General features: G+C 74.7%; 16 protein-coding genes. 4 read left to right on the top strand and 12 right to left on the bottom strand.

Translation table 11 applies throughout. From position 1 onward, the window contains the following. Window positions 1-100: 100 nt before the first annotated feature. On the bottom strand, window positions 101-1795 hold the full coding sequence (locus A3CO_RS0127785) for a nitrite/sulfite reductase (protein ID WP_026205076.1): 1695 nt from the start codon (window positions 1793-1795) through the stop codon (window positions 101-103). 415 nt (window positions 1796-2210) lie between these two features. Between A3CO_RS0127785 and hemW the strand changes: the two genes are divergently transcribed. Continuing rightward, window positions 2211-3446, top strand: coding sequence for a radical SAM family heme chaperone HemW (gene hemW / locus A3CO_RS0127795; protein WP_018335536.1), 1236 nt, complete (start codon window positions 2211-2213; stop codon window positions 3444-3446). Then, window positions 3446-4297: an alpha/beta fold hydrolase gene (locus A3CO_RS0127800; protein WP_018335537.1), complete on the top strand. Its 852-nt coding sequence runs from the start codon at window positions 3446-3448 to the stop codon at window positions 4295-4297. The genes hemW and A3CO_RS0127800 overlap by 1 nt, the downstream gene beginning before the upstream one ends. A gap of 178 nt (window positions 4298-4475) precedes the next feature. On the opposite strand, the gene A3CO_RS0127805 is transcribed toward A3CO_RS0127800, so the two are convergent. Beyond that, window positions 4476-5420: an NADP-dependent oxidoreductase gene (locus A3CO_RS0127805; RefSeq protein WP_018335538.1), complete on the bottom strand. Its 945-nt coding sequence runs from the start codon at window positions 5418-5420 to the stop codon at window positions 4476-4478. Between the two features lie 72 nt (window positions 5421-5492). Between A3CO_RS0127805 and A3CO_RS0127810 the strand changes: the two genes are divergently transcribed. Further along, window positions 5493-6359 carry a LysR family transcriptional regulator gene (locus A3CO_RS0127810; protein WP_018335539.1) on the top strand — a complete coding sequence of 289 codons (867 nt, stop codon included), beginning with the start codon at window positions 5493-5495 and terminating at the stop codon, window positions 6357-6359. Between the two features lie 133 nt (window positions 6360-6492). On the opposite strand, the gene A3CO_RS37740 is transcribed toward A3CO_RS0127810, so the two are convergent. From A3CO_RS37740 to A3CO_RS0127845, 7 genes are all read right to left on the bottom strand, one after another. Then, window positions 6493-6798 (bottom strand): hypothetical protein, encoded by a 306-nt coding sequence (locus A3CO_RS37740; protein WP_018335540.1) that lies wholly within the window; start codon window positions 6796-6798, stop codon window positions 6493-6495. A 108-nt stretch (window positions 6799-6906) separates the two neighbouring features. After that, window positions 6907-8226, bottom strand: a complete 1320-nt coding sequence (locus A3CO_RS0127820; protein ID WP_026205078.1) for a WXG100-like domain-containing protein — start codon at window positions 8224-8226, stop codon at window positions 6907-6909. Continuing rightward, on the bottom strand, window positions 8226-8576 hold the full coding sequence (locus A3CO_RS0127825) for a hypothetical protein (protein ID WP_157647881.1): 351 nt from the start codon (window positions 8574-8576) through the stop codon (window positions 8226-8228). The genes A3CO_RS0127820 and A3CO_RS0127825 overlap by 1 nt, the downstream gene beginning before the upstream one ends. Window positions 8577-8616: 40 nt before the next feature. Beyond that, window positions 8617-9267 carry a hypothetical protein gene (locus A3CO_RS0127830; RefSeq protein ID WP_211214583.1) on the bottom strand — a complete coding sequence of 217 codons (651 nt, stop codon included), beginning with the start codon at window positions 9265-9267 and terminating at the stop codon, window positions 8617-8619. Window positions 9268-9290: 23 nt separating this feature from the next. Beyond that, window positions 9291-10124 carry an EamA family transporter gene (locus tag A3CO_RS0127835; protein ID WP_018335543.1) on the bottom strand — a complete coding sequence of 278 codons (834 nt, stop codon included), beginning with the start codon at window positions 10122-10124 and terminating at the stop codon, window positions 9291-9293. A 200-nt stretch (window positions 10125-10324) separates the two neighbouring features. After that, window positions 10325-10498 (bottom strand): hypothetical protein, encoded by a 174-nt coding sequence (locus tag A3CO_RS38500; protein WP_018335544.1) that lies wholly within the window; start codon window positions 10496-10498, stop codon window positions 10325-10327. A gap of 103 nt (window positions 10499-10601) precedes the next feature. Next, window positions 10602-11378: a HemK2/MTQ2 family protein methyltransferase gene (locus A3CO_RS0127845; RefSeq protein WP_018335545.1), complete on the bottom strand. Its 777-nt coding sequence runs from the start codon at window positions 11376-11378 to the stop codon at window positions 10602-10604. Between the two features lie 244 nt (window positions 11379-11622). Here A3CO_RS0127845 and A3CO_RS0127850 point away from each other — a divergent pair, with 244 nt between their 5' ends. Continuing rightward, window positions 11623-12627 carry an iron-containing redox enzyme family protein gene (locus tag A3CO_RS0127850; RefSeq protein ID WP_018335546.1) on the top strand — a complete coding sequence of 335 codons (1005 nt, stop codon included), beginning with the start codon at window positions 11623-11625 and terminating at the stop codon, window positions 12625-12627. Here the strand turns inward: A3CO_RS0127850 and A3CO_RS0127855 are convergent. The 3 genes from A3CO_RS0127855 to A3CO_RS0127865 all read right to left on the bottom strand — a co-directional run bounded on the left by A3CO_RS0127855 (window position 12573) and on the right by A3CO_RS0127865 (window position 15518). Next, entirely contained in the window at window positions 12573-12842 is a 270-nt protein-coding gene (locus A3CO_RS0127855) for a CDGSH iron-sulfur domain-containing protein (protein WP_051086116.1), read from the bottom strand. The two genes, A3CO_RS0127850 and A3CO_RS0127855, sit on opposite strands and share 55 nt — an antisense overlap. Before the next feature lie 94 nt (window positions 12843-12936). Beyond that, on the bottom strand, window positions 12937-14718 hold the full coding sequence (locus A3CO_RS0127860; RefSeq protein ID WP_018335548.1) for an acyclic terpene utilization AtuA family protein: 1782 nt from the start codon (window positions 14716-14718) through the stop codon (window positions 12937-12939). Next, window positions 14715-15518, bottom strand: coding sequence for a TIGR03084 family metal-binding protein (locus A3CO_RS0127865; RefSeq protein WP_018335549.1), 804 nt, complete (start codon window positions 15516-15518; stop codon window positions 14715-14717). Before A3CO_RS0127865 ends, A3CO_RS0127860 begins: the two co-directional genes overlap by 4 nt. Window position 15519: the final 1 nt, after the last annotated feature.

The following is a 15519-nucleotide window of genomic DNA, read 5'->3' on the forward strand; positions in this document are numbered from 1 at the left end:
AATGTGCTGCGGCAGTCGGCGCACTCCCAGGCGTTCTCGGGTGTCTCCCGGGGGCGCAGGTCCTGCTCGCCGCAGTAGGGGCAGTACTGGATCGCCAACCTCACTGCAGCCGGCTTTCTTCCGCCCGCAGCACCCACTGGGCGAAGCGCTCGTCGTCGTTCCGGTCGGCGACGAAGGCGCGGACCAGCCGCTCGACGTACGGACCGAGGTCGGCGGAGAGGACCTTGTGGCCGCGCAGCTTGCGCCCGAAGCCGGAGTCGAGGCCGAGGCCGCCGCCCAGGTGCACCTGGAAGCCCGCCGCGGGGTTGCCGTCGGCGTCGTTGACGATCTGGCCCTTGAGCCCGATGTCGGCGACCTGGACCCGGGCGCACGAGTTCGGGCAGCCGTTGAGGTGGATCGAGATCGGGGTGTCGAGCTGCGGGGCGACGTCCGCGCAGAGCTGCTCGAGCTCGGTGACGAGGTCGCCCGCCCGGTTCTTGGTGTCGACGAACGCGAGCTTGCAGAACTCGAGGCCGGTGCAGGCCATCGTCGAGCGGCGGAAGACGCTCGGCCGAGCGGGCAGCCCGAGGTGGTCCAGCGCCGTCGTCAGGGTCTCGAGCTTCTCCTCCGGCACGTCGAGGACCAGGATCTTCTGGTACGGCGTGAGCCGGATGCGGGTGGACCCGACGTCCTCAGCGGCCTTCGCGACGCCGACCAGCGTGGAGCCGGAGGTGCGGCCCGCGGGCGGCGCGACACCGACGTACTTGCGGCCGTCGGTCTGGTCGTGGATGCCGACGTGGTCGATGATGCCGGCGATGGCCTCGGGCGCCGGGCCGTCGAGCATCTTCCGGTGCAGGTACTCGTCCTCCATGACCTGCCGGAACCGCTCGGGGCCCCAGTCGGCGATGAGGAACTTGATGCGGGCGCGGGTGCGCAGCCGGCGGTAGCCGTAGTCGCGGAAGACCTGGACGACGGCGTGCCAGACGTCCGGCACCTCCTCCAGCGGCACCCACGCGCCGAGCCGCACCGCGAGCTTCGGGTTGGTGGAGAGCCCGCCGCCGACGTGGAGGTCGAAGCCGGGGCCGTGCTCGGGGTGGTTCACGCCGACGAAGCTGACGTCGTTGACCTCGTGCGCGACGTCCTGCTGGCCGGAGATCGCGGTCTTGAACTTGCGGGGCAGGTTCGACAGCGAGCGGTCGCCGATGTACTTCGCCGCGATCTCGGTGATCGCCGGGGTGCCGTCGAGGATCTCGTCGGCGCTGATCCCGGCGACCGGGGAGCCGAGGATGACGCGCGGGCAGTCGCCGCACGCCTCCGTCGTCGTGAGCCCGACGCCCTCGAGGCGGCGCCAGATCTCCGGGACGTCCTCGACGCGGATCCAGTGGAGCTGGATGTTCTCGCGGTCGGTGACGTCGGCGGTGTCGCGGGCGAAGGTCTGCGAGATCTCGCCGATGACGCGCAGCTGCTCGGTGGTCAGCGCCCCGCCGTCGACCCGGACGCGCAGCATGAAGTACGACGCGTCGAGCTCCTCCTCCTCGACGTGACCGGTGTCGGTCCCGGGGAAGCCCTCGGCGCGCTGGGTGTAGAGACCCATCCAGCGGAAGCGGCCGCGGAGGTCGGCGGGGTCGATCGACTCGAACCCGCGGTGCGCGTAGATGTTCTCGATGCGCGCCCGCACGTTGAGCGGGTTGTCGTCCTTCTTGGACTGCTCGTTCTTGTTCAGCGGCTCGCGGTACCCCAGCGCCCACTGGCCCTCGGCCTTGCCCTTCCGGGCGCGCTTCGGCTTCACCGGCGTGTCCGGCACGTCGCCGCGCATGCCGACCGAGGTGGTCTCCGCGTACGACTGCTCCGGCGTCGTGGCACCTTCGCTGGACGGGGCGCTGGTCATCGGTGGTGCGTCCTCCGGACGCAGGCACGCAGGACCTTCCCGACGACGGGTGCGGTCGCGCGCCTGCTGACGATCGTGGTGGTGGGTGCCCTCTCGGGCGTCAGCGGCCGTGCCTCAGCACGCCGGGCAGAGCGCGCTGGACACGTAGCCGAGGTCGACGTGGGGTCGACCGACCAGCATCGGGTCCAGGGCACGCACGACGACGAGCGTGCCATGTCGTCGGACACGATTCCACCGGCACCGGGTGTGGGGTGGCCCTCTGTGGCCCCTCGTGGCAGGAAAGCGTCGTTGCTGTCGTCCAGTGGCAGGGAAGCCACATCGTCGGCACGCGCACAATGGACGGATGCCCTCCGTGCCCCCCGGCGGTGAACCCGCCCCGGCCGACGGCTCGCTCCCACCCGACGCGCTCACCGGGCTGGGGACGCGCCCGTTCGGCGTCTACGTCCACGTGCCCTTCTGCGCGACCCGCTGCGGGTACTGCGACTTCAACACCTACACCGCCTCCGACCTGGGCCTGACCAGCACGGACGACCCGGCGTCGCCCGCCAGCTGGCTGGAGGGCCTCCGTCGGGAACTCGACCTCGCGACCCGCGTGCTCGGCTCACCGCCACCCGCCGACACCGTTTTCCTCGGCGGCGGCACGCCGTCGCTGCTGGGAGCGGAGGGGCTCACGGCCGTGCTCGACGCTGTCCGGGCGACGTTCGGCCTCGCCCCCGGCGCGGAGGTGACCACCGAGGCCAACCCCGAGTCGACGTCCCCAGAGCTGCTCGCCGCCATCGCCGGCGCCGGGTACACGCGGCTCTCGCTCGGCATGCAGTCCGACGTCGACCACGTCCTCGCCGTGCTCGACCGCCGCCACACCCCGGGCGCGGCCGTCGCCGTGGCCCGCGCGGCACTCGAGGCGGGGCTGCGCCACGTCAACCTGGACCTCATCTACGGCACGCCCACCGAGACCGACGACGACCTCCGCCGCTCCCTCGACGCCGTCCTCGCCAGCGGCGCGGACCACGTCTCGGCCTACTCGTTGATCGTCGAGGACGGCACCGCGCTCGCCCGCCGCGTCGCCCGCGGCGAGCTGCCCATGCCCGACGACGACGTCCTCGCCGACCGCTACGAGATCGTCGACGACGTCCTCGCCGCGCACGGGTTCGGCTGGTACGAGGTGTCGAACTGGGCGCGCACCGAGGCCGCCCGCTGCCGGCACAACCTCGGCTACTGGTCCGGCGGCGACTGGTGGGGCGCCGGCCCCGGCGCCCACTCGCACGTCGGCGGCGTCCGCTGGTGGAACGTCCGTCACCCCGCCCGCTACTCGAAGCAGCTGGGCGCGGGGGAGTCGCCCGCCGAGGCGCGCGAGCTGCTCACCCCGGCCGACCGGCACGTCGAGGAGGTCCTCCTCCACCTGCGGACGATCGAGGGCCTCCCGCAGCGGGTCCTCGACGACGACGGCCGCGCGGCCGCCGAGCAGGCGGTCCGGGACGGCCTGCTCGACGACGGGTCCTGGGCCCGTGGGCAGGCGGTCCTCACCCGGCACGGTCGGCTGCTCGCCGACGGCGTGGCGATCGCGCTGACGGGGGCCTGATGACGCTGCCCGACCCGGAGCGGATCCCGCTGCCCGACGTCACGCTCTCGGTCTACGACGTCGGGTCCGGGCCGGCGGTGCTGCTCCTGCACGGGTTCCCCGACCGCGCGACCCTCTGGCGCGCCCAGATCGAGCGCCTCGTCGACGCCGGGTACCGGGTGCTCGCGCCCGACCTGCGCGGGTTCGGCGAGAGCGACCGTCCCGACGACGTCGCGGCCTACCGGATCCGCCACTCCGTGGCCGACGTGGTGGCGCTGCTGCGGGAGCGCGCGGTGGACCGTGTCGTCGTGGTCGGCCACGACTACGGGGCGGCGGTCGGCTGGGCCCTGGCCATATCCAGCGAGGCGGTGCGGGGTTACGTGGCGCTCTCCGTCGGCCACCCCAACGCGTTCCGGGCCGCCGGGCTCCCGCAGCGCGCCCTGTCCTGGTACATGCTCTGGTTCACCCACCCCGGCGTCGCGGAGGCGGTGCTGCCCGCCGACGACTGGGCCTTCCTCCGCCGCTGGGCCCACCCCGGCACCGAGGACGACGACCTCGTCCGCACCCAGATCCGCGACCTCTCCCGTCCGGGGGCGCTGACCGCGGGCCTGAACTGGTACCGCGCCAACGTCGACCCGCGGACCTTCGCCGACGAGCACCCGCTCGACCTCCCGCCGGTGCGCTGCCCGGTGCTGGGCCTGATCGGCGCGGACGACGTCGCGCTGACCGAGGCGCAGATGGCCGGCTCCGCCGTGTACGTCACGGGCGGGTTCGACTGCGTGACGCTGCCGGGTGCGGGTCACTGGCTCCCCGCCCGGCACGCCGACGCCGTCACCGAGCACGTCCTGGCCTTCCTGGCCCGCCTGGACTGACGTCGATCGACGTCGGTGGGGCGCGAGTGCGGCGATGTGCATCCCTGCTGGCGCATTCCACCGCACTCGCGGAGCGGGGACGGTGACGTGACGGGAGACGGTCAGCCCTCCGGGTCGAGCGCTCCGGCGTCGCCCGCCCGGTACCGGCGGCCGGTGCGCGCCGTGGCGTTCGTGCAGTTCAGGGGGTCAGGAGCAACTTGCCGCCGGCCTGCATCGAGCGGCTCCGCCGGACCGTCTCGGCGAACTCCGCCAGCGGGTAGGTCCCGGCGATCGGCACGTCGACGACGCCGCGCGCCGCGAGCGCGGCCACCTCGGGCAGCGCGTCGTTCCGAAGCGCGCCCCCGCTGTTCCGGACGCCGAGCGTCGCGGCCTCCGCGGGGCGCGCGACCGTCAGCACCCGGTCCGGGTCGCCGGTGATCGCCACGAGCGCGAGCAGGACGCCGTCGGGGGCCGGAGGCGCCTCCGGCGGTGTCCAGGCCACGGGCGCGCTGTCGAAGGCGCGGTCCACCGGCCCGCCCGCGAGCTCCCGCACCCGCTCGACCATGCCCTCGCCGTACCCGGTCACCTGCGCCCCGGAGGCCCGCAGGGAATCGGCGTTCCGTGGCCCCGCCGTCGCGATCACCCTCACCCCACGGTGCAGGGCGAGCTGCGCAGCCATGCGCCCGATCACCGAGCCCGCGCCGTGCACCAGCAGCGTCTCGCCCGGGAGGATCCCGAGCAGGTCCACACAGCGCGTCGCCGTCTCGGCCGCCATCGGCAGGGCCGCGGCGTGGGGGAGGTCCAGCCCGTCGGGGACCGCGGTCCACGCCGTCAGGACGGCGAGCTCGGCCGCCCCCGCCGATGCCGCGTCGTAGCGCGCGGGCCCGAGCACGAGCCGACCGAGCTCGTCGTCGGGAACGCCCTCGCCGACCTCGTCGACGGTGCCGGACACCTCCAGCCCGATCCCGCGGGGCAGCCCCTGGTCCCCGAGGAGGCCCTCGCACAGGGCCCAGTCGGCGGGGTTGAGCCCGCACGCGGCGACGCGGACCCGCACCTGGCCGGGACCGGGGTGCGGCTCGTCGACGTCGTGCAGGGCCAGGACCTTCTCCGGGTCGCCGATGCTGTCGTACTGCAGTGCTCGCATGGCGTCGACGCTAGGAACCGGGTGATCACGGCGTCCAAGACCTGTTCGGCCTGGGAGGCATACCGTGGCGGTATGACCGAGCTGGACCTGCGGCTGCTGCAGTACTTCACGGTGGTGGCGCGACACGGCAACGTCGGCCGGGCCGCGGCGGAGCTGCGGGTGGCGCAGCCGTCCCTGTCCCGGCAGATGCAGCGGCTGGAGTCGCAGGTCGGGGCCCGTCTGCTCGACCGGTCGGCCCGGGGGAGCGCGCTGACCACGGCCGGGAAGGTCCTGCTCTCCCACGCCGAGGAGCTGCTGCACGCGGCGGAGCGGGCGGTCGCCGAGGCCCGCGCGACGACGGAGCCGGACCGCCTCGTCGTGGGCCACACCGGCAACCTCGTCATCACCCCGGTGGTGCGGGAGCTCCGACGGCGGCACCCGGACGCGGACGTCCGCACCGTCGCGGTCGTGGAGCCGGTCCCGGACGCCCTCCTGACCGGCCGGGTCGACGCCGTCATCGCCCGCCTCCCGCTCCCCGACGGTCCCCTGTGTCTGGACCGGCTGTACGACGAGCCACGGGCGCTGGTCGTGCCGGTCGGGAGCCGGCTGGCCGACCAGGCGTCGGTGACGCTCGCCGACTTCGCCGACGAGCCGCTCGCCCGCTACGGCGACCCCGCGGTCGACGCGTGGTGGCGCGTCGACCCGCGCCCCGACGGCTCGCGCGCCCCCGACGGGCCCCTGGCCGACGCCTTCGGGAGCAAGTTCGAGCTGGTAGCAGCGGGCGAGGCGCTGCTCGTGCTGCCGCAGCGCCCCACGAGCACCGGGTTCCGGGACGACCTCGTCGCGGTGCCGGTCGACGACATCCCGCCGACGCCCGTCGTCCTCGCGACCCGCTCCGGACCGCCGTCGCCGCTGGTCGCCGAGGCGCGGGCGCTCGCCCGGGAGCTGCTGGTCCGCTGAGGAGCGGTACCGCGCGGGCCGGGGAGGGAGCCCGAGGCGTGGTCCAGGACGCTCAGCGCTGGGGCGAGGCCTGCGTCGGTAGCGAAGCGTGGTCGACCATCCGAGTCACGACGACTCGGATGATCGAGGGCGGTCAGCCCCCGGGGCCCAGCGCTCCGGCGTCGCCCGCCCGGTACTCGGCCGCGGTCGCGCGCAGCGCCCCGGCGAGTGACGACAGGCCCGCCGCCTCCTGCCCGAGTGCGTCCGTCCCCTCGGCCGCCTTCGGGTCGTACTGCGCGGCGAAGGTGCGGCCCTGCTCGTCGTCGCCGGCCACGTCGCCGAGGCCGATCAACCTCGAGCGCAGGGCCGCGGCCGCGTCCGCCGCGATCCGGCCGGCCTCGTCGAACCGGGTCGCGGCGGCCTCGAGGTCCTCCGGGCGCGTGCCGAATCCGCCTGTCACACGGGCGAGCGTAGGAAGCCCGACGCGTCCCGTGGGCCCGATTCGACGAAGTGGCTCTCCTGCCACTGGATGACAGCAACGACGCTTCCCTGCCACGAGGGGGAGGGGTCACGGCCAGAAGATGCTCCCCTCGTCGAACACGAACCGGATCGAGGTCGGCAGTTCGAGCCCCTCGTCCTTCGCCCGCAGCACCGCGGCGAGCAGGCCCTTCCCGGCCTCGTCGACGTCGAGCGCGATCATCCGGCCGTCCACCACGAGGTCGCCGCCACCCTGGCGGGCGAGCCGGCCACTGCCCTCCAGCACGGCCGCCTCGACGGACTCCGCCGACGACACCTCGGGCACGGTCAGCTCGACGAACCGCCCGCGGTCGCCCGGGTGGGCCCGTAGCAGGGCACCGGCGTCGGCCCGGGCGTGGACGCTCATGCCCTCGGACTCGAGGAGCCGGGCCGTCGGGACCTGCTCCGGAGAGAACGCCGCGCCGGGCGACTCGTGCACGCCGGGCCGGAACAGCGGACCGAGGGCGCCGCGTGACGACGGGTCGAGCGCGGCGGAGATGCGGCCGTCGAGGACGCCGAGGTCGTCGGCGAGGCCCTTCCCGGTGGCGGGAGCCGCGGCGCCCGAACCGATGGCGTCGCCCTCGGGAACCCCTGGCGCGAGCCGACCGGCTGCGGGGCCGCCGGCGTCACCCCCGGGAACACCCGGCGCGAGCCGACCGGCTCCGGGCGCGACGGCGTCGCCCTCGACCACACCCGGCGCGAGCCGGCCGGCGCCGGGCCCGACGGCGCCGAGCCCACCGGCGATCCCACCGAGCACGCCCCCGAACGCGCCGCCGGTCGCGGCGGCGGCCCCGACCTCGTCGAGCGACCAGCCGCCGTGCCCGAAGGCCTCGACGCGCAGCGGCTGGGCGACCGCGAGGTCGACCACCGCCGCCTCGACCGCCCCGAACACGGCGCCGACCACCACCCCGCCGAGGACCGCGGCGGCCGTCGCCGACAGCTCCACCCCGATCGCGGCCGCCGCGGCCACCAGACCGGCACCCACCCCCGCGGCCGCGGCGGCGGAGGTGCCGAACGTCAGCCACGCGAGGCCCACCCCGGCGACGATCGTGGCGCCCGCCGTCACGGCCAGTTCGGTGACCCGGGCCTTCGCGTCCTCGACCGCCGCCGCGAACCGGACGAGCGCCTCGCCCAGCGCCCGGCACCCGGCCGCGTCCTCGCGCAGCGCCGTCTCGTGCGCCGCCCACGTCGTCGCGAAGGCGTCGGCCGCGCCGCCCTCCCACGAGGCGCGCGCCGCGGTCGCCCCCGACCAGCCCACCTCGCGGGCGCGGTCCAGCTCGGCCGCCGCCCGGTCCCACGCGGCGGCCGCGGCGCGCAGGCGTTCTTCGTCGGCGGCGGGCCACCACAGCCCGACCTCCTCCACGACGTCCATCACGCGGCCCGGGCGGTGATCACCTGGCCGTGCGCGGCCGTGATGACGACGACGGCGGCGCCGGTCAGGGTCCAGGTCTCGCTGCGGTCGTCGTAGACCGACGTGGCGGGGTCGGCCAGCGTCCGGCCGATCGCGTCGAGCGAGACGGTGCCCCAGTCGATGCGGCGGAAGCCGTAGTACCGGTTGCCGCAGAGCAGGTCCGAGGTCTCCTCGCCCCGGGCGAACACACGCACCACCTGGTCCTCGGCCGTGTGGGGCCCGCAGACGTCCGGCGGTTCGGCCAGCGCGGACGGCGCGGGCAGGAACACGGCGCCCAGGGCGAGGACGGCGACGACGAACGGACGGAGCACGGTGACCTCCACGGCTCGGGGCCGTGTCGATCACGGCCTCTCACCTGCTCGGACTGCCGCCGGACCCGATCGGTTCCACCGAATTCCCGGCGTTCCCGGCGCCCGCGATCAACGTCGTGATCCGGACCCAGGACGGCGCGGTCGGCGTCGACCCGAACCCGAACCGCACCGGCGGCGAGACCGGGCGGAGGGCTCCCTGGTCGACCCCGTCGAGCGTCGTCGTCGCCGCGACGATCCGGTGCAGGTCCTGCGCGCCGTAGTACTCGGTGCGGCCCCCGCCGGCGCTGCCGACGGTCCGGACGCCGGGCAGCACCCGACGGGCGATCGCGTCGATCGTCGCGATCCACCACGGCGCGGTCGCCACCCGCCACGGCACGGCGCGCAGCAGCAGCCCGAGCGGGGACCGCCCGCCGAGCGTGAAGCGGGACTCGAGCGGACCCGCCGTCAGGAAGAACGCGGAGCCGGCGGAGCGCAGGTCGACGGGGACGTACCGGACCTCGTCGAACGTGTACGTCGCGCCGACGAACGCCGCGACCTCCGGCGAGGGCGCGAGCAGCATCCGGTGCCCGTCGGGACGTTCGAGCATGACGTCGGTGAAGGTCCCGAGCGGCGAGTGCGGCCAGTGGCCGATCACGTAGCGCAGCCCGGACGCGGTGCCGAGTCCGCCGATCCAGCCGTCAAAGCGTTCCACCGCCGCGGGGTGCCCGGCCGGACTCACAGATCCACCAGCACGATCCCGACCACGACGACCGCCGCCGCGACGGCCCGCCGCCACCCGAACCGCTCGCCGAGGAACAGGGTCCCGATGACGGCGCCGATGACGATGGAGGTCTCCCGCAGGGCCGCGACGGCCGCGGTCGCCCCGCTGGTCTGCGCGACCAGCACCAGCCCGTACGCCGCGAGCGACACGAGCCCGCCGAGGAAGCCGACGGCCAGCGACGACCACGGCGCCCGCGCGAGCCCCCGTCCCCGTCGGACGACGGCGAGCACCGGCATCACCGGGCCCTGCACCAGGAACATCCACGCGGCGTAGACCGGCACCGGGGTCGTGGCCACCGCGCCCGCGTCGACCAGCGTGTACCCGGCGATGAACAGGCCGGTCGCGACGGCGGCCGCGAGGGCGGGCAGGGCGGCCCGCGTCAGTCGCCCGCCGTCGAGCGCGAGCGAGATCAGCCCGAGGGAGATGACGGCGACGCCGAGCACCTGCCACCAGGGCAGGCCGCCGCCGAACACGACCTCGTAGAGCGCGACGACCCACGGCGCCGTCCCGCGGGCCACCGGGTAGACCTGACTGAACTCACCGAGCTGGTAGCTCGCCCACAGCAGCAGCGTGTACCCGACGTGCAGGGCGGCGGACGAGAGCACGAACGGCCACGCGTGCGCCGGCGGCGGGCCGAGCACGAGGGCCGCGCCGCCGCCGACCACGACGTAGGACGCGCCGATCAGCGCGAAACCGACGAGGCGGTCGCCCACGCCGTGGGCGATCGCGTTCCACGTCGCGTGCAGGACGGCGGCGAGCAGGGTGAGGGTGATGACGGCGGGGGACACCGGCGGCTCCTGGGGCGTCGGACCGCACTCCGGGTGCGGGCGCGTCGAACTGGAGCCCTCGGGGTTTCTCTCCCGTCAGGTGTCGGCCGTGGGCCGTGGCGCCGCTCGGTCCAGACCCCGGATCGCCCTGGTTGTCGGTCAGGAGGCGGGCGTCGGACGGAACCCTAGGCGCAGGCAGCGCTCACCCTACGCGCGTCGTCTCACCGGACCAGGCCGCCGAACGTCATGGCCTTGTGCCCCCGCGCGCTCAGGCTGACCATGACGCCCCCGACGACGGCGAGCACCGCGCCGATCACGGCCTCGTGCAGGACGAAGCCGGTCAGGGCGCCGGCGAACACGGCGATGATCAGGGTGTCCCGGAGGAAGCGCAGCACGCGGCGGACGGTAGGCCAGGGAGCAGACCGGATCCGGCCGACTCACCCGGACGAGACCCGCGGCGTGGGCGGCCCCACCCGCCGTCGGGAACGGGCCACTGCGTCAGCCCGCGCGGCGGGCGCGGACGACGACGAGTTCCTCGGTGCGCTGCCCGGGCTCGATCAGGCCGCGCTGCTCGAGCATCTGCGCGCGGGCGGTGAAGACCGGGCCGAAGGGGTGCTCGCAGCGGGCGGCGACGTCGGCGTCGAGACCGTGTCCCGCGAGCCGCGCGAGCGTGGTGTCGACCCCGTTGATCGCCGAGTGCACCAGCAGCAGGCAGCCGCCGGGGGCGAGGACGCGCGGGGCCTCGTCGATCACGCGGTCGACCAGGGTGCGCCCGTCGAGTCCGCCGTCGAACGCGCGCATGGCGCCATGCGTCGGCAGCGACGCGTCGGCGGTGGGGACGTAGGGCGGATTGGAGACGACGAGGTCGTACTGCTTCCCGACGACGGGTGCGGCCAGGTCGCCGCGGTGCAGCCGGACCCGGCGGCCCAGCCGTCCGGCGTTGGCCCACGAGCTGAACAGGGCACGGCGTGACACGTCGACGGCGGTGACCTCGGTGCCCGGCACACCGGCCGCCACCAGCGACAACGCCCCGGCGCCGGCGCAGAGCTCGAGCACCCGGGTGCGGGGGAGCGGTGAGTCGAGGAGCTCGCGGACCAGGACGTCGGCGAGCAGCCACGTGTCGCGCTGGGCGGGGTAGACGCCCGGGCCGCGCAGCAGCGGGAGGTGCGCGCGGGTGCCGTCGGCGGCGGGGAGGGGGGTGGGGACGGGAACGACGACGTCGGGCACGACCGGTGCGGGCACGGTGGTGCGGGGGGTGGGCAGGGAGATGGACATACGCATGCTCCTCGGCGGTCACGGGGGCGCGGACGCGGAGGCCTGCCGGGCGTCCGGCGGCCGGGCGTCCCCGAAGAGCAGCTGCGCACTCAACCGCCGGGGACGGGAGTGAGCCTGTGTTACCCGGTGATTACGCGAGCCGATCGTCGTATTCGATGTGATGCACACACCGCGTACACCGCACCCGTCGTCGGGTAGCCGGACCGCTCGATCGCCCGCCCCCGACGTCCGAGGAGATCTCCGCGTGACCGACGTCCTCCACCCGCCCGTGGCCCGTGCCGACGCCCTGCCGGCCTCGCGGGGACCCGTCTCGTCCGCCGTCGTCGACGTCCTCGCCGGCCGGCGTCCGGTGACCGACCTGCCGTCGGAGCCCGCGCTCGACCCCTACGGCGACGACCTGCAGCTGGCGCTCTACGTCCTCTACGAGCTGCACTACCACGGCTTCGCCGAGGTCGACCCCGAGCTCGAGTGGGAGCCCGAGCTGCTGCGGCTGCGGCGCTCGCTGGAGCGGACGTTCCTGGCCGCGCTGCAGGCCGAGGTGCCCGCGGGGGACGACGTCGACGCCGAGGTGGAGGCGCTGCTCGTGGAGCAGGCCGACGGGGACGGACCGTCGTGGCGGCTCGCGCGGGACGGCCAGCTCTGGCAGCTGCGCGAGTACGTCATCCACCGGTCGATCTACCACCTCAAGGAGGCGGACCCGCAGGCCTGGGTGATCCCGCGGATCGACGGGCAGGCGAAGGCGTCGCTGGTGACGGTCGAGCACGACGAGTTCGGTGGGGGCCGCGCCGAGCGCGTCCACGCGCAGGTGTTCGCCGACATGATGACCGAGCTGGACCTCGACCCGCGCTACCACGGTTACCTCGAGGCGGTGCCGGCGGACGCGCTCGCGCCGGTCAACCTGATGTCGCTGTGCGGGCTGCACCGCCGGTGGCGGGGAGCGTCGGTCGGGCAGTTCGCCCTCATCGAGGTGACGTCGTCACCCGGGTCGGCGCGGCTGGTCAAGGCGATGCAACGGCTGGGGACCAGCGAGGCGGCGACCGCCTTCTACGTCGAACACGTCGAGGCCGACGCCGTGCACGAGCAGCTGGTGCGTCGCGGGCTGCTCGCCGACCTCGTCGGGCGGGAGCCGGAGCTCGCCGTCGACGTCGTGTTCGGGATGCGCGCGCTGACGCTGCTCGAGGACCGCCTCGGCGATCACCTCATGCGGTCCTGGGACGCCGGGTCGTCCTCGTTGCGGACCCTCGTCTGACGGACCTTGCGCCGATGGCTGGTGTCGCAGAACGGGAAGCGCTTGCTGCGACGGCAGGTGCACACGGCGACCACCGGCCGCTCGGAGCGGACGATCTCGCCGTCGGGCGTCTCCAGCTCCACGGGGCCCTCGACGAGCATCGGCCCGCCGTCGGTGAGGGTCACGCGGGGGACGCGATCGGGACGGGACAGGGGTGGGGACACGGGGTGCGACATGGCGCGCGGCTACCCGTCGCTCCGCCCGCTCCCACGTGATCCGTGCCCGGCGTGAGGGGAACCCTCGCATCACAAGAGCGCTCGCGGCTTCCCCTCACGACCCCAGCAGCGCCTCCGGGACGTCGACGAGCCGGCTGCGCAGGTACTCGCCGAGCCCCTTGGCCTGCGGGTCGGGGCGGGTCGAGGACGCCACGCCGTCGCCCAGGATCCCGTGCACCACGACGTTCAGCGCCCGCAGGTTCGCGAGCTCGTGGATCTCGATCGCCAGGTCGGCGACCTCCGGCCCGAGGAGCTCGCGGACCCGGTCCGTCGTCAGGAAGCCGCGGAGCCAGGCGTACGCCACGTCGTCGCGGGTCCAGACCCCGATGTTCGCGTCACCGCCCTTGTCGCCCGAGCGGGCGCCGACGACCCCGCCGAGGGGGACACGGCGGGTCGGTCCGGCTGGCGCCAAGGGTGTGGCGTTACTGGCACTGGGTGCAAGCAGTGACGCATTGCTGCTACCGAAGGTGGGCGGGTCCGCCACCACACGCCGCTCCCCGTCGGGCAGCACCACGGTGTGCGTGACGGCGGCGCGCGGCACCGCGGCGGGGCGGTAGACGCCGAAGGCGGACTCGGCGCTCGGCGGGGTGGTGGTGTGGAAGCCCGCGTAGCCGCCGAGGGCCAGCTCCATCGTGGCGTTGGAGAACGCGCGGCCGACGATGCGCGGGTCGGGGTCCTTCACCGTGACGCGCAGGTGCGCGGTAGCTTCGGCGTTCGAGGCGGCGTCGGGGTGGTCGAAGCGGAGCAGCCGCACGTCGACCTCGGCGAACCGGTCGCGCCCGCCGAGCACCTCGAACAGCAGCTGCTCGGCGAACGCCGCCTTGGCCTCGATGTCCAGGCCGGTGAGGACGAGGGTCATCGAGTTCCGGTAGCCGCCGGCGTCGTTGAGGGCGACCTTCAACGTCGGCGGGGGCGCCGACCCGCGCACGCCGGAGATGCGCACCCGGTGCTCGCCGTCGTCGGAGAGCGAGATCGTCTCGAAGTGCGTCGTGCAGTCCGGGCCGAGGTAGGCGGGCGCGGCGATCTCGTAGAGCAGCTGCGCGGTGACGGTGCCGACCGACACCAGTCCGCCCGTGCCCGGGTGCTTCGTGATCACCGACGACCCGTCGGCGGCGACCTCGGCGATCGGGAACCCGGGATAGCGGCGGTCGGTGACCTCGTCGAGGAAGGAGTAGTTCCCGCCGGTCGCCTGGGGCCCGCACTCGATGACGTGGCCCGCGACCACCGCCCCGGCCAGCGCGTCGAGGTCCTCCCGCGACCAGCCGTGCCACCAGGCCGCCGGCCCCACGACCAGCGACGCATCGGTGATCCGCCCCGTCACGACGACGTCCGCGCCCGCGGCCAGCGCCTCCGCGATGCCCCAGCCGCCGAGGTAGGCGTTGGCGGAGACGGGCTTCCCCGTGACCTCGGGCGTGATCGCGTCCAGCGACCCCCGTAGGTCGTCGCCCTCGACGTACGCGACGCGCGCGCCCGTGCCGAGGTCCTCAATCGCCGCCGCGAGCCCGGCGGGGTTCAGTCCACCGGCGTTGGAGACGACCTTGACCCTGCGGGCGACGCAGTCGGCGAGGATGTCGCGCAGCTGCGTCAGGAACGTCTTGGCGTACCCGGCGTCGGGGTCCTTGGCCTGCGCCTTCGCGAGGATGAGCATCGTCAGCTCGGCCAGGTAGTCGCCGCAGAGCACGTCGACCGGCCCGCCGTCGAGCATCTCCCGGGCGGCGTTCAGGCGGTCGCCGTAGAACCCGGAGATGTTGCCGATCCGGACCGGGCGCCCGCCGTGAGGGGAGGATCCGAGCGCTCTCGTGGCACCAGGGTTCCCCTCACGCATGGGGTCGCTCACCGCGCCGTCCTCTCCGAAAGGCTCTGTCTCCCCGTGCCCGCGTCGCCGGCGAACGACTGCCCGATGCGCGCCCACTCCGTCGCGGCGTCCCCGACGACGGCCAGCGCCAGGTCGTCCCGGTGGCGCCGCTGGGTGATGAGCAGCGCGAAGTCCTCGGCGGGCCCGCTGATCCGGTCCGGCGCGTCCTCCGGACCCCAGGCCCACGTCGAGCCGTCGGGGGCGGTGAGCTCCACCCGGATCGGGACGTCGGGCATGACGAGCTCGTGCGCGGCGTAGCTGAACGCGCGGGCACCGACGCCGATGTGGGCCACGTGCCGCAGCCGGTCGGACGGCGCGTGGGTCGCGCCGACCGTGTCGTACACGTCCTGCGCGTGTGCCCAGGTCTCCATGATCCGCGCGGTCAACGAGGACGCCGCGCTCATGGCCGGCCCGAACCACGGCACGCGGGTCTTCGGGTCGAGCTCCCGGAACGCGGCGATCAGCCGGGCCCGGGCCTCGTCGAACCAGGCGAGCATCTCGGCGCCGGAGAGCGACCGGTACCGCTCGACGAACGTGTCCGGGCTGACCCCGCCCTCGGCGTCCATCGCGGCCTTCTCGGCGGCGAACGCGTCGGGGTCGGTCGCCGAGCGCAGCGCGACGTCGTCGAAGTAGGCCAGGTGGGAGACCTGGTCGAGGATCGTCCAACCCTCGGCGGGCGTCGCGAGCTCCCACTGCACCTCGCTCAGCCCCGCCAGCACGGACCGCAGTTCGGCGGACTCGGCCGCGAGGTCGTCGGCGAGCGCGTCCATCGACACCGGCATC

Origin of the sequence: Actinomycetospora chiangmaiensis DSM 45062 (assembly GCF_000379625.1) — a bacterium.
In the GTDB taxonomy this organism is placed as follows: domain Bacteria; phylum Actinomycetota; class Actinomycetes; order Mycobacteriales; family Pseudonocardiaceae; genus Actinomycetospora; species Actinomycetospora chiangmaiensis.